The organism is Cellulomonas iranensis NBRC 101100 = JCM 18110 (genome assembly GCF_001552375.1).
GTDB lineage: Bacteria > Actinomycetota > Actinomycetes > Actinomycetales > Cellulomonadaceae > Cellulomonas > Cellulomonas iranensis.
This window is the reverse complement of sequence record NZ_BCRB01000028.1, coordinates 1-12,415: the sequence shown is the minus strand read 5'-3', so window position 1 is coordinate 12,415 and position 12,415 is coordinate 1. Positions and strand designations below refer to the sequence as shown.

Annotated in this window: 11 protein-coding genes and 1 pseudogene; 5 read left to right on the top strand and 7 right to left on the bottom strand. The window is 75.1% G+C overall.

Annotated features, from left to right (window positions below):
* Positions 1–58 precede the first annotated feature (58 nt).
* The 5 genes from CS2_RS08040 to msrA all read right to left on the bottom strand — a co-directional run bounded on the left by CS2_RS08040 (position 59) and on the right by msrA (position 6,085).
* The gene (locus CS2_RS08040) at positions 59–1,321 is read right to left on the bottom strand and encodes an FAD-binding protein (protein ID WP_070319572.1); all 1,263 of its coding nucleotides are present in this window, start codon (positions 1,319–1,321) and stop codon (positions 59–61) included.
* A 36-nt stretch (positions 1,322–1,357) separates the two neighbouring features.
* Entirely contained in the window at positions 1,358–2,101 is a 744-nt protein-coding gene (locus CS2_RS08035; protein ID WP_233421116.1) for a CPBP family intramembrane glutamic endopeptidase, read from the bottom strand.
* Positions 2,102–2,285: 184 nt separating this feature from the next.
* Positions 2,286–3,332: a DUF2776 family protein gene (locus CS2_RS08030; protein ID WP_070319571.1), complete on the bottom strand. Its 1,047-nt coding sequence runs from the start codon at positions 3,330–3,332 to the stop codon at positions 2,286–2,288.
* Between the two features lie 115 nt (positions 3,333–3,447).
* The gene (locus tag CS2_RS08025) at positions 3,448–5,022 is read right to left on the bottom strand and encodes an ATP-dependent DNA ligase (protein WP_070319570.1); all 1,575 of its coding nucleotides are present in this window, start codon (positions 5,020–5,022) and stop codon (positions 3,448–3,450) included.
* 385 nt (positions 5,023–5,407) lie between these two features.
* Positions 5,408–6,085 (bottom strand): peptide-methionine (S)-S-oxide reductase MsrA, encoded by a 678-nt coding sequence (gene msrA / locus CS2_RS08020; RefSeq protein ID WP_070319569.1) that lies wholly within the window; start codon positions 6,083–6,085, stop codon positions 5,408–5,410.
* A 127-nt stretch (positions 6,086–6,212) separates the two neighbouring features.
* Between msrA and CS2_RS08015 the strand changes: the two genes are divergently transcribed.
* The 3 genes from CS2_RS08015 to ilvA are packed head-to-tail and all read left to right on the top strand — an operon-like array spanning position 6,213 to position 9,993.
* Complete coding sequence (locus tag CS2_RS08015; protein WP_046530283.1) at positions 6,213–7,448, top strand: cystathionine gamma-synthase; 1,236 nt, start codon at positions 6,213–6,215, stop codon at positions 7,446–7,448.
* The gene (locus tag CS2_RS08010) at positions 7,445–8,785 is read left to right on the top strand and encodes an AI-2E family transporter (RefSeq protein WP_082739967.1); all 1,341 of its coding nucleotides are present in this window, start codon (positions 7,445–7,447) and stop codon (positions 8,783–8,785) included. Before CS2_RS08015 ends, CS2_RS08010 begins: the two co-directional genes overlap by 4 nt.
* The gene (gene ilvA / locus CS2_RS08005) at positions 8,782–9,993 is read left to right on the top strand and encodes a threonine ammonia-lyase (RefSeq protein WP_070319568.1); all 1,212 of its coding nucleotides are present in this window, start codon (positions 8,782–8,784) and stop codon (positions 9,991–9,993) included. The genes CS2_RS08010 and ilvA overlap by 4 nt, the downstream gene beginning before the upstream one ends.
* 61 nt (positions 9,994–10,054) lie before the next feature.
* Here ilvA and greA read toward each other — a convergent pair whose 3' ends face one another.
* Positions 10,055–10,540 carry a transcription elongation factor GreA gene (greA, locus tag CS2_RS08000; RefSeq protein ID WP_046530285.1) on the bottom strand — a complete coding sequence of 162 codons (486 nt, stop codon included), beginning with the start codon at positions 10,538–10,540 and terminating at the stop codon, positions 10,055–10,057.
* A 216-nt stretch (positions 10,541–10,756) separates the two neighbouring features.
* On the bottom strand, positions 10,757–11,161 hold the full coding sequence (locus CS2_RS07995; protein WP_070319567.1) for a DUF4307 domain-containing protein: 405 nt from the start codon (positions 11,159–11,161) through the stop codon (positions 10,757–10,759).
* 129 nt (positions 11,162–11,290) lie between these two features.
* On the opposite strand from CS2_RS07995, the gene mca reads away from it, so the two are divergent.
* Positions 11,291–12,178: a mycothiol conjugate amidase Mca gene (gene mca, locus CS2_RS07990; RefSeq protein WP_046530287.1), complete on the top strand. Its 888-nt coding sequence runs from the start codon at positions 11,291–11,293 to the stop codon at positions 12,176–12,178.
* Positions 12,175–12,415: pseudogene (locus CS2_RS07985) on the top strand (hypothetical protein); the annotation flags it as partial. The gene mca and the pseudogene CS2_RS07985, both read left to right, overlap by 4 nt.

Genomic DNA, 12,415 nt, shown 5'->3' with positions numbered 1-12,415 from the left:
CGAGCCTGAGCGGCCCGCCCGCGAAGCCGCTGAGGCGGCCCTGTGCGGCGCCTGTGCGTCAGTGCAGGCCCACGCGCCGCAGGTAGTCGTTCGCGAAGACGCCCGCGGGGTCGCAGCGCTCGATCAGCGCGCGGGCGTCGTCCCACCGCGGGTAGAGGTCCTGCCAGGTCCGCCCGGCGCCCGGGCCGGCGAAGAGCTTGCCCCAGTGCGGGCGCGCGTCGAACGGCGCGAGCGCGGCCTCGATCACGGGCAGCACGGCCTCGACCTCGGCGCGGCGCGGCTGCCAGGTGAAGTGCAGGCCCACGCGGTCGCCGCCGTGCGCGGTCGACAGCCACAGGTCGTCGCCCGCGATCGAGCGGATCTCGCTGATCATCAGCAGCGGCGACACCTGGTCGCTCAGCCCGCGCAGCGCCTCGATCGCGGCGACGGCGTGCGCGCGCGGCACGAGCCACTCGGACTGCAGCTCGGCACCCGCGCTGGGCGTGAACTCGAGCCGGAAGTGCGGCAGGCGCTCGTGCCAGGGGCCGGGCACGCCGCCCTGCTGCGTGCAGGCCGCGGGGTCCTGGCCGGGCACGGGGTGCACGGGGCCCTCGGCGGGGCGCGCGCCCGCGAGCACGGCGTCGTCCCCGAGCGTCCCGGCGTCGACCCGGTGCTTGCGCCACACCTGGCCGACGGCGTCGCCGGTCCAGTCGGTGAACAGGCTCACGGAGTACGCCGAGCCCATGATCGCGTCGAACCGTCCGAGCGCGACGTCCCACGGCAGGTCGAGCCACACCTCCTGCGCGACGTCGTACGTCGGCTGGATCGCGAACGTCACGCGCGTGACGACGCCCAGCGCGCCGAGGCCCACCACGGACGCCGCGAGCTCGGGGTCGTCGGGGCCCAGGACGCGCACCTCGCCGCCCGCGCCGACGACCTCCAGGCCACGGACCACCGCCGACAGGTTGGGCGACGCGTCGCCCGAACCGTGCGTGGCCGTCGCGACCGTGCCGGCGACCGCGATGTGCGGCAGCGAGGCCATGGTGTGCAGGGCCCAGCCCGCGGCGTGCAGGTCGCGCGCGAGCTCGCCGTACCGCACGCCCGCGCCGACGGTCACGGTGCGGGCGTCGGGGTCGACGACGGTCGGGACCTCGAGCCGGTCGAGCGCGACGAGCGTGCCGGGGGAGTCGGCGAGGTCGTGGAACGAGTGCCGCGAGCCGATCGCGCGCACGTGCTGCGCGCCGGCGACGAGCTCGGCGACCTCGGTGACGCTCGTGGGGTGCACGAGCGGTCCGCCGCGGAACGTGTGGCTGCCGGCCCAGGTGGTGAGCGCGTCGGTCATGGGGGTCCTGCCTCTCGGGTGGTGCGGCGCGACGGTTCAGCGCGCGGGTGCGGTGACGAAGACGTCGAACAGCTCGGGGGTGTGGGCGTGCACGAGCACCATGAAGACGACGGCGTCGAAGAGCAGGTGCACGACCAGCACGTAGGTGAGGGACTTGGTGAGGTTGAACGTGAAGCCCTGGATGAGGGCGAACGGGATCGTCAGGAGCGGGCCCCACTCGCGGTAGCCGAGCTCCCACAGGAACGACACGAAGACGAGCGCCTGCAGCACGTTCGCGGTCCACAGGCCGAAGTGCCGGCGCAGCAGCGCGAAGACGATGCAGATGAAGAACAGCTCGTCCCACGTTCCGACGGCGTTGACGCCGACGAACAGGCGCGCGACCTCGTGCCCCTCCACGACCGTGGGCCAGTTCCGGTACGCGCCCGAGTCGAGGAAGTAGAACGGCAGCACGAGGTACCCGGCGCCCACGACGAACAGCAGGTACGCCCACTGCGTGCGCGTCCACCGCCGCCCGGTGCGCCACGGGAACCGGACGACGTCGTCGCCGTTGACGTGCCGCGACAGCACGTACGGGATCACCACGGCGAGCGACAGCGCGATCGTGAACCGCACCATGCCGAGGTCGGACAGGTCGGCGCCGAGCGGGATGGTCGAGACGATGACCATGCCGGTCGCGACCACGAGCAGGTCGCGCCCCAGCACGCGGTCGACCGCCCACGCGAGCAGCACGCCCACGACGAGCGGGGCGTACGCGAGCGGCCGGACGTGCAGCGCGAACATGAGCACGGCCGAGCCGCACACGAGCGCCGCGGCGACGACGCGCCAGGCGGACGGCGCGGCGACGCGCCGGAGCCCGTCCTCGGGCGCTGCCGGCAGGGTCCCGGCCGTCTCGTCCATCCGGACACCCTGCCTCACGGCGTGCCCGCGTGCAGCCCGTCGTCCGCGGTGCGGGCGCCGTCCGCCGTCACGACGTCGAGGTGCCCGCCTCGAGGATCGACACGATCGAGAACAGCGTGAAGCACACGGCGCCGAGGCCCACCAGCACGTGCGCGCCGACGAAGTAGCCGGGCTGCCGCGTGCTGGCCTCGAAGAGGAACGCCGCGAAGAAGAGGCACGCGAGCGCGGTGCCCACGGGGATCAGCGGGATGCGGTTCGCCAGCGCGAAGACCCGCCGCCACACCAGCGCGAGCAGCAGCACCTTGGACAGGATGCTGAAGCAGACCAGCCCGAGGCCGACGAGCACGGTCCCGGGTGCGAGCCGCGCGGGGTCGTCGGACGCGAGCAGCACCCCGATCCCGAGGGCGACGTTGACGGTCCCCATCGCGGCCACCCACCACGACCAGCGGTAGCGCTCGGCGTCGCCGAACTCGTTGCGCACCTGCCGCACGATGCTCGCGACGAGCGCGACGAGCGACGCGCAGACGAGCGACAGCCCGGTGAGCACGTGCGCCGCCACCAGGTGCGGCGTGCCGCCGTGGGCGTAGAGCGTGGCCGACAGCACCAGACCCACGGTCGCGAGCACGGCCGGCACCGCGACGAGCGCCCGGCCGGCGGCCCGCGTGTACGCGCCGTCCGGCGCGCCGCCCCCGGCGCCGAGCGCGGCGGACCGCTGGATGAGGACGAACTTGGTGGACGCCGTCGCGACCGTGCTGACGCACGCGGCGATGAAGCCGATGCCGATGAGGACGTGCCCGGCGACGACGCGCTGCGGCTCGGACCCGCCGGCCGCGACGAGCGCGCCCCAGAGCGTCGTCGCGGCAGCCACCGCGTAGCCGAGGACGGGCAGGACGATCTCCCACACCTCGCCGTAGCGGTGCACGAGCTGGCGGATGATCGTCGCCGCCGTCGTGAACAGCGCGACGCAGATCGCGGTGAGCGCGAGGCAGACGTGCCCGGCGACGAAGTGTCCGGCGTCCGAGCCGCCGGACAGCACGTCCAGGCCGAACGCGAGGCATACGGCGCCCATCGCGAGCGGGATGGCGCGGAACAGGATGCTGATCGAGCGGTTCATGCTCTCCCCCTGGGCAGATCCCTCACCGCCAGCGTAGGGACCTCTCGGCGCGTCGGCGCGCCGGGAGGTGCCGCCCGCCGCCGCCCTGGGCGGCTGCGTCGACCCCGCGGAGCCGTCAGGCCGGCGCGGCGAGCGCGCGCACCGCATCGATGGTGTCCGCCTCGGCGGCGGGCTTGTCCTCGCGGTACCGCAGGACCCGCGCGAACCGCAGCGCGAGCCCGCCCGGGTAGCGTGTCGAGCGCTGCAGCCCGTCGAACGCGACCTCGACGACCTGCTCGGGTCGCAGGGTCACGGTCCAGCCGTCGTCGGCGACCGCCAGCTCGCGGAACCGCGCGGTCTGCCACGCGAGCGTCTCGTCGGTCATGCCCTTGAACGTCTTGCCGAGCATGACGAACCCGCCGGTCGCGGGGTCGCGTGCGCCCAGGTGGATGTTCGACAGCAGCCCGGACCGCCGCCCCGACCCCCGCTCGACGGCCAGCACCACGAGGTCGAGCGTGTGCCGCGGCTTGACCTTGACCCACGCGGCGCCGCGGCGTCCCGCCTCGTACGGGGCGTCGGACGCCTTGACGACCACGCCCTCCTGCCCGGCGGCGACGACGGACCGGAAGTGCTCGGCCGCCACGGCCGGGTCGCTCGTGACCACCCGCTGCACGACGTGCGGCGCCGCGACCCGGTCGAGCACGGCCAGCCGCTCGCGCAGCGGCGCGTCGAGCAGGTCGCGGCCGTCGACGTGCAGCACGTCGAAGAAGAACGGCGTGAGCGTCGTCGCGCCCGCGAGGTCGGCGTCGCGCGTGGCGCTGCGCGAGGCCGTCTCCTGGAACGGGCGCGGGCGGCCGTCGGCGTCGAGCGCGAGCGCCTCGCCGTCCAGCACGAGCGTGCGCGCGGGCAGCGCGCGGACGGCCGCGACGAGCTCGGGCACGCGCGCCGTCACGTCGTCGAGGCTGCGCGTGTACACGCGCACGTCGTCGCCGTCGCGGTGCACCTGGACCCGGATGCCGTCGAGCTTGGTGTCGACGACCACCTCGGCCGCCGGCCCGTCGGAGGTCCCCGCCCGTCCGAGGAGCTGCGCGACCGCCGTCGGCACGTCGGGCGCGGACTGCGCGAGCATCGGGCGCACCGGCCGCCCCACGGCGAGCGTGAACCCCGCGAGGGCGGTCCGGGCGTCCTCGGGGGAGGGTGCGGCGAGCGCGGCGACGGCGACCGCCTCGGTCTCGCCCGCGAGCATCGCGGCGCGCCGCACGACGTCGGCGGGGACGCCCGCGGCCTCGGCGACCGCGTCGAGCAGCAGCGCGTCCAGCGCGCCCTGGCGCAGCTCACCGCTGACGAGCCCCCGCAGCAGGTGCTGCTCGCGCTCGGTCGCGGCGCCGAACAGCGCGCGGGCGGCGTCGGTGCGGGCCGTGGCGGACCCGGGGCCGGACATCTCCGCCATCGTCGCGAACGCGGCGTCGACCTCCGCGACCGTCAGCGTCGGCGCGTCCGCGGGCCCGGGCATCCCGGCCAGCGACCGCCAGCCCAGGCCCGTGCGCCGCTGCCGCAGCTCGCCCGCGAGGTAGCGCGCCACGACCGCGACGTCGTGCGTCCCGTCGGCCCCCGCGCGCCGCAGCACGTCGACCAGCACCGCGCGCTTGGCGAGCCGCGACCGCGTCGCGGCCACGCGGGCGGACGCGTCGGCGACGTCGTCGAGCAGCATGCGCCCATCCTCACCCGCGCCACCCACACCCGCCCGACGGGTGCCGGCCAGCGCCCGTCGTCTCACGGCGAAGCGGCCGTGGCTGGATCGCCCTCTCACCGGTTGGGTTGATGACTGGATCGCCCTCTCACCGGGTGGGTGGGGGCTGGATCGCCCTCTCACCGGGTGGGTAGATGACTGGATCGCCCTCTCACCAGGTGGTGAGAGTGCGATCCAGCACCGTCTGGCCGAGGGACGGGCACTCCGTGCCGGATCTCGCGGCGACGGCGCCGTGACTGAATCGCACTCTCGCGGGTGAGGGTGACTGGATCGCGCTCTCGCGGAGGGGTGGGTGGGGTGACTGGATCGCCCTCTCACCGGGTGGTGAGAGGGCGATCCGGCTCGGTCAGGCCGAGGGGACCGGGCAGGCGACGCCGGTGGAGTTCACCGGGCAGTACCCCGCCGGGTTCTTCTCGAGGTACTGCTGGTGGTAGTCCTCGGCGTAGTAGAACGTGCCGGCCTCCTCGACCGGGCGGATCTCCGTCGTCACGTCGCCGTAGCCGCGGGCCTTGAGGACCGGCGCGAACGCGTCGCGTGTCTCCTGCGCGGCCGCGCCCTGCTCGGGCGTCGTGAAGAACACCGCGGAGCGGTACTGCGTGCCCACGTCGTTGCCCTGGCGGAAGCCCTGGGTGGGGTCGTGCTCCTCCCAGAAGTGCCGCAGCAGGTCGACGTCGGACAGCACGGTCGGGTCGTATGCGACCATCACCGTCTCGGTGTGGCCCGTGCGGCCCGTGCACGTCTCCTCGTACGTCGGGTAGGGCGTGAACCCGCCCATGTAGCCGACGGCCGTGGTGACGACGCCGGGCAGCTGCCACGCCTCCTTCTCGGCGCCCCAGAAGCACCCCGAGGCCAGGTACAGCACGCGCGTGCTGTCGGGCCAGGGGCCCTGCAGCGGCGTGCCCAGCACCGCGTGCGTCGACGGGACCGCGTAGGGGTACCCGTCCCGTCCCTTGAGGGCGTGCTCCGCGTCCACCATCGTGGTGCGCAGCGACGAGCCCAGCAGCGTCTCGAACAGCGAGGCCATGACCGTCTCCTTGTCGTCGGGTCCACGACGTGCAACAGGCGCACCGTGGCCCGTGTTCCGCGTGCCGTGCGCCACCACCCGCGTGTGCGCCTGCGCTGCCGCGCGCGCCACCGCCTAGCCTGGGGGCGTGACCCACGACCCGCTCGCGCAGCCCCACGACTGGTCCGCCGCCGGCTTCTCGACCCGTGCCATCCACGCAGGTCAGGACCCGGACCCCCGCACGGGGGCGGTGGTGACGCCGATCCACCAGGTCTCGACGTACAAGCAGGACGGCGTCGGCGGCCTGCGCGACGGCTACGAGTACTCCCGCTCGGCCAACCCGACGCGCGACGCGCTGCAGGAGGCGCTCGCCGCCGTCGAGGGCGGCGCCGCGGGGTTCGCGTTCGCGTCGGGCCTCGCGGCCGAGGACGCGCTGCTGCGCTCGGTGCTGCGCCCCGGCGACCACGTCGTGGTGCCCGACGACGCGTACGGCGGCACGTACCGCCTGATCGCGCGCGTCCTGGGCCCGTGGGGCATCGAGCACACGCCCGTCGACCTGTCCGACCCCGACGCGGTGCTCGCGGCGATCCAGCCGGGCCGCACCAAGGCGATCTGGGTCGAGACGCCCACCAACCCGCTGCTGGGCATCGCCGACGTCGCGGCGATCGCGACGCACGCGCAGTCGCACGGCGCGGTGCTGATCGTCGACAACACGTTCGCGACGCCGTACCTGCAGCAGCCGCTCGCGCTGGGCGCCGACGCAGTCGTGCACTCGACCACGAAGTACGTCGGCGGGCACTCCGACGTCGTCGGCGGTGCCGTGGTCGTCGCGGACGGCGCGCAGCTGCCCGCGGGCATGACCGGGCCCACGGGCACGACGTCGCTGCGCGACGCGGTCGGCTTCCTGCAGAACGCGTCGGGCGCCGTCGCGGGCCCGTTCGACGCGTGGCTCACGCTGCGCGGCCTCAAGACCCTCGCGGTGCGCATGGACCGCCACGTGGCCAACGCCGAGGCCGTCGCGCGGTTCCTCGTCGAGCACCCCGGCGTCACCGAGGTGCTGTGGCCCGGCCTGCCCGAGCACCCCGGCCACGAGGTCGCAGCGCGGCAGATGCGCGGGTTCGGCGGCATGGTCGCCTTCCGCACCGGCTCCGCCGACTCCGCGGTCGCGGTGTGCGCCGCGACGCGCGTGTTCACGCTCGCCGAGTCGCTCGGCGGCGTCGAGTCGCTGATCGAGCACCCCGGGCGCATGACGCACGGCTCCGTCGCGGGCACCGCGCTCGAGGTCCCCGACGACCTCGTGCGGCTGTCCGTCGGCATCGAGGACGTCGAGGACCTGCTCGCCGACCTCGGCCAGGCGCTCGCGGCCGCCGGGCTCGGTCGATGAGCACGCCCGGCCGTCGCGACGACGCCACGACGGCCGCCCCGGCGGCCGACGGCGCACCCGGCGCGGCGCAGGAGGGTGCGCCCGCCGAGCCGCTGCCCGCCCCCGGCACCGCCGCGACCCCGCGCCCGGGGCCCGTGCCGCCCGCCGTGCAGGCGGCCGCCGCGTGGTCCTGGCGCCTCATCGTCATCCTCGCGGCCGTCGCGCTCGGCGTGTGGGGTCTGGCGGTCCTCAAGGTCATCGTCGTGCCCGTGGCGATCGCGCTGCTCCTCACGGTGCTGCTCTCGCCGCTGGTGCGCGCGCTGCAGCGGTGGCTGCGGCTGCCGCGCGCCGCGGCGTCGGGGATCGCGGTCGTGCTGCTCCTCGGGCTCGTCGCGGGGCTGCTGACGCTCGCGGGGCAGTCGATCGTCAACGGCGTCACCGAGCTGTGGGACCAGGCCAGCGACGGCGTCACCAAGCTCGTCGACTGGCTGTCGGAGGGGCCGCTGCACCTCGGCACGGCCGACATCGACGAGTGGATCACGCAGCTGCAGGACGCCGCCGCGTCGAGCGCCGACCAGATCGCCTCGGGCGCGCTGTCGGTGGGCGTCACGGTCGGGCACGTCGCGGCCGGCACGCTCATCGCGCTGTTCTGCACGCTGTTCTTCCTCATCGACGGGCGCGGCATCTGGGCGTGGCTCGTCGGGCTGCTGCCGCGGGGCTCGCGCGAGCGCGTCCACCAGGCCGGCCGGCGCGGCTGGGTCACCCTCGGCGCCTACACGCGCACGCAGATCCTCGTCGCGGGCGTCGACGCGATCGGCATCGGCGCCGGTGCGGCGATCCTGCAGCTGCCGCTCGCGATGCCGCTGGCCGTCCTCGTGTTCTTCGGCTCCTTCATCCCCTTCGTGGGCGCGATCGTCACGGGCGCCATCGCGGTGCTCGTCGCGCTCGTCACGCAGGGCTGGGTGTCGGCGCTGATCATGCTCGGCATCGTGCTGCTCGTGCAGCAGCTCGAGGGGCACGTGCTGCAGCCGTTCCTCATGGGGCACGCGGTGTCGCTGCACCCGGTCGCGGTGCTCCTCGTCGTCACGTCCGGCTCGCTGGTCGCCGGGATCGTCGGTGCGCTGTTCGCGGTGCCGATCGCGGCGGTCGTCAACACGGTCGTGCTGTACCTGCACGGGCACGACAAGTTCCCGCAGCTCGGCACGCACGACCACGTGCCCATCCGCGCCAAGGGCCACCCCGTGGTGGACCGCGCGATCGCGGCAGCCGCCGAGGCGGAGTCCGAGGCCGACGCGGCCCGCCACGAGCACGGCCCCGCGCGCGGCACCACGGCGGGCGACCCGCCGGTCGGCCCGTGATCGGGCCGGCCGACGTCCGCGCCGCGGCCGCGCTCCTCGAGGGCGTCGCCGAGCGCACGCCCGTGCAGCGCAGCCGTGCGCTGTCCGAGCTGGCCGGCGCCGACGTGTGGCTCAAGTGCGAGAACCTGCAGCGCGCCGGGTCGTTCAAGATCCGCGGCGCCTACACGCGCATGGCGCGGCTGACGGCCGACGAGCAGGCGCGCGGCGTCGTCGCCGCCAGCGCGGGCAACCACGCGCAGGGCGTCGCGCTCGCGGCGCGCCTGCTGGGCATCGACGCGGTGATCTTCATGCCCGTCGACGCCGCGCTGCCCAAGCTCGCGGCGACCCGCGGCTACGGTGCGCGCGTCGAGCTCGCCGGCACGTCGGTCGACGAGGCGCTCGTGCACGCGCGCGAGCACGCCGCGCGGACCGGGTCCGTGCTCATCCACCCGTTCGACCACCCCGACGTCGACGCCGGGCAGGGCACGGTCGCGCTCGAGATCCTCGAGCAGGTGCCGGACGTCGGCACGGTCGTCGTGCCCGTCGGCGGCGGCGGCCTGGCCGCCGGCATCGCCGCCGCGCTCGACGAGCGTCCCGACGTGCGCGTGATCGGCGTGCAGGCGGCCCGCGCGGCCGCCTACCCGGTGTCGCTCGCGGCGGGCCGCCCGGTGCCGGCGACCGAGCTGCGGACCATGGCCGACGGCATCGCCGTCGGCACGCCCGGCGACGTGCCGTTCGAGGTGCTCGCGAGCCACCAGGTGCCCGTGCGGACCGTGTCCGAGGAGGACCTGTCGCGCGCGCTGCTGCTCGTCGCGGAGCGCGCCAAGCTCGTCGTCGAGCCGTCCGGCGCCGCGGCCGTCGCGGCCCTCATGGCCGACCCGCGCGGCGTCGCGGGCGACGACGGGCGGCCCGTGGTGTGCGTGCTGTCGGGCGGCAACATCGACCCGCTCGTGCTGCTGCGCGTCGTGCGGCACGGCCTCGCGTCCGCCGGGCGGTACCTGCACCTGCACGTCGTCGTCGAGGACACGCCCGGCGCGCTCGCGGACCTGCTGCACGAGGTCGCCGCGACGGGCGGCAACGTCATGCACGTGTCGCACCTGCGCACGGGCGGCGACCTCGCGTTCAGCGACGTCGCGATCGACCTGCAGATCGAGACCAAGGGCGCCGAGCACTGCGCGGCCGTGCTGGCCACGCTGCGCGCCGCGGGCTACCGCATCGGCGACGCCTGAACGCACGCGGGGGACGCCACCGGGTCTCCGGTGCGTCCCCCGCGTGACGGGTCGTGCGCGGTCAGCCGACGAACGGGCTCGCCGCGGTGATCTCGACCGGGATCTGACGGCCGTTCGGCGCCTCGTACGACGTCGAGTCGCCGACCTTGTGCCCCTGGATCGCGGCGCCCAGCGGCGACGTGGGGGAGAAGACGTCGATCTCCGCGGTGCCCGCGATCTCGCGCGAGCCCAGCAGGAACGTCATCTCGTCGCCCGCGACGACCGCGGTCACGACCATGCCGGGCTCGACGACGCCGTCGTCCGGCGGCGTGCCGATCTGCACGTTGCGCAGCTTGGCCTGCAGCTCGCGGATGCGCGCCTCCTGCTTGGCCTGCTCCTCGCGCGCGGCGTGGTAGCCGCCGTTCTCCTTGAGGTCGCCCTCGTCCCGGGCCGCCGCGATGCGGTCCGCGATCTCCTTGCGACCCACCGACTCGAGGTGCGTGAGCTCCTCCTTGAGGCGGTCGTAGGCCTCCTGCGTCAGCCACGTGGCAGCAGTCGTGTCCGTCACGATCGCTCCTTCCTTGACTCCGGTGGCCGCCTCGTCGGCGGCGTGTGGGCCCCACGTGCCGGCACGCGTCGAGGCCGTGCGGTGCCGGGAGGGAGGGGGTGGTGCCGTCCCGCCGCGGTGTGACGTCGACCTGTGCGTGACGCCGGACCGGGGGCGGCGTAAACGCCTAGCCTACCAAGCGCGCGGTGACGCGCTGACCCGGACGGGGGATCGGCGTCATCCGTCGAGGCGGCACCCGTCGACCACGCCGGTGACGGCGAGCTCGACGGTCGGCACCGTGACCGTGACGCGCCGCGTGCGGTGGTCGGCAGGCGGCACGGGCACGTCGAGCACGCCCACCTGCGCGTACGACGACGACAGCGCCTGCACGCGGCACGTCGCCGACCGACCGACGTCGGTCGTCACGTCGAACGTCACCTCGGTGCGCGTCGGCCCGTCGACGCGGTAGCCCACGTCCTGCCACTGCACGGGGTCGCGCAGCACGCCGCCGCCGACCCAGCCGATCACGAGCATCGCGACCACCACGAGCGCGGCGAGCCCGAGGCGCTGCAGGCGGCGCGTGCCGTCGGTGGGTTCCGGTCCGTAGCGCCCGGCGGGCGGGCGGGGGGCCGGTGCGACCACGGTGGGGCCTCCTGGTGCGGTGTCGGTGAGCGGTCTCGGGTGCCCTGCTCGAGGGCGCGCGGACGCGGTGCGCGGCGCGTGAGGGATCATTGTCTCTCGTCCCACGACCTGCCACGGGAGGATCCTCAGGTGAGCACGGACCGGCTACGGCTGATGGCGGTGCACGCGCACCCGGACGACGAGTCCAGCAAGGGTGCCGCGACCACGGCCCGCTACGCGGCGGAGGGCGTCGACGTGCTCGTCGTGACCTGCACCGGCGGCGAGCGCGGGGACGTGCTCAACCCGCACTACGGTCCCGCGCCCGTGGGCCTCGAGGAGATGCGCGCGGTGCGCCGCGAGGAGATGGCCGCCGCGGCGGCGGCGCTCGGCGTGCGGCAGCACTGGCTGGGCTTCGTCGACTCGGGCCTGCCCGAGGGGGACCCGCTGCCCCCCGTGCCGGAGGGCTCGTTCTCGCTCGTGCCGCTCGAGGAGGCCGCCGCGCCGCTCGTCGAGCTGGTCCGCGAGTTCCGGCCGCACGTCATCACGACGTACGACCCCACGGGCGGCTACCCCCACCCGGACCACATCATGTGCCACCGCGTGGGCGTCGAGGCGTTCGCCGCCGCGGGCGACCCCGAGCGCTACCGCGACCGCGGCGAGCCGTGGACCCCGCTGAAGCTGTACTACAACCACGGCTTCTCGCTCGCGCGCATGCGGGCCGTGCACGACGCGATCGTCGCGGCGGGCGGCGAGTCGCCGTTCAGCGACTGGATCGACTCGCGGCAGGCGCGCGAGGTGCCCGAGCGCGAGGTCACGACGCGCGTCGAGTGCGCCGACTACTTCCCGCAGCGCGACGCCGCCCTGCGGGCGCACGCGACGCAGATCGACCCCGAGGGCTGGTTCTTCGCGGTGCCGCGCGAGGTCGAGCTCGCGACGTGGCGCGACGAGGAGTACGAGCTCGCGGAGTCCCGCGTGCCGACGACGCTGCCCGAGGACGACCTGTTCGCGGGGATCCGCGGGACGGAGCACGCACGATGAGCGCGCTGCTGGGCACGGCCCTGCTCGCGGGCGTGGTGTGGGCCGAGCGGCTGCCGGGGCCGACGTACGAGAGCCCGCAGGAGGGGTCGCCCGGGTTCGCGGGGTTCGTCGCGACGTTCCTGCTGGCGGTCGCGATCATCGCGCTCGCGGTCTCGTTCACGCGGCGCATGCGACGCGCGACGCACCGCGAGCGCGAGCGGGTCGCCGCCGAGACCGCGGCGGCCGGCCCGACCGACG